At 62.9% G+C, this 1,241-nt stretch carries 1 pseudogene; it reads left to right on the top strand.

Going from position 1 to position 1,241, the window contains the following annotated elements:
• Nucleotides 1-367: 367 nt before the first annotated feature.
• A pseudogene (locus ACYVDE_RS23285) lies at nucleotides 368-1,241 on the top strand (gliding motility-associated C-terminal domain-containing protein); the annotation flags it as partial.

Genomic DNA, 1,241 nt, shown 5'->3' with positions numbered 1-1,241 from the left:
CTCACGCGGGCCGCCGCGCAGGCCTGGCCGCCCACTAACTCCTCGGGGGCAAGCGGCCGGGCACCGGCCTGCGCCAATGCATATCCCGGAATCAGCAGCCAACAAAATGCGAGCGCAAAAGCTTGTTTCATATGGGGTCGTAAACCGTCAGGAAGGAGTAGCAAAGCCGTGCCGATGCCGTGGCTCAGCGGGGCAAAAGTAGCGCCCTCGCAGCGTTGCTCGCCGCGCGGGCTGCCGCTACTCTGCCAAACTGCCAGGCACCCGTATATTGCGGCATAATTCAGATTGAATGCGCTTTTTCCGATATCTGTGGTCGCCAGCCAGTTGGTCCAGCCGGGCGGCCGGGTTGGTGCTTAGCAGCTTGCTGGTGCTACTGCTGGCAAGTCCGGCCCGGGCCTCGCACATTGTGGGCGGCGAGCTGGAGCTAACGCACACCACGGGCACAGCGTATGTGCTCACGCTGAATCTGTATTACGACAACACTGCGCCCGACTTGGCTACGCTTATCATAGGCACTGCCACGGCCAGTATTTTTGACAAAGCCAGCAACAGCCGGATGCAGGATGTTGCCCTCGTTCTCACCAGCAATGCGTTGGTGAGCTATTCGAATCCGCTCTGCACCCGGTCTGCTTTCAGCACGCGCAAGCTGGTGTATAGCAAAGAAATTCAGCTGCCAGCCGGTACCTACAATGCCCCTCAGGGCTATTACGTGGCCGTGGAGCAATGCTGCCGCAACACTTCCATTGCCAACATCGTCGACCCCGGCAACGCGGCCGAAACCTTCTACCTCGAGTTTCCGGCCGTGGTGCGCAATGGCCAGCCCCTGTACGATTCCACGCCCCGCCTTTTTCCGGCGCTCTCCGAATATGCCTGCCTGAACGAGCCATTCGTGTTCGACTTCGGCGGCAGCGATGCCGACGGCGACTCACTGGTGTACGACCTCACCACGCCCCTCAACGGGCACGCTCGCATCAACTCGCCGCGGCCCACGCCGGCCCCTGCGCCCTACACCCCCGTGGTCTGGAACCAGGGGCTGAGTGCCACGGCTCCTTTTCCCGGCGCTCCTTCGCTGCGCATCGACCGCCGCACCGGCCGCCTGAGCGCGCGCGCCACCGACCTGGGCCTGTTCGTGTTTGGCGTGCGCTGCACGGAGTATCGGCGGGGCGAAAAAATTGGCGAGGTTCGCCGCGATTTTCAGCTGCTCGTGCTGAGCTGCCCGCCCAATGCCCGACCTGCAGTGG

It is taken from the genome of Hymenobacter agri, assembly GCF_054778495.1.
The sequence above is the reverse complement of the archived record's forward strand: the minus strand, read 5'-3'. Positions and strand labels throughout refer to the sequence as shown.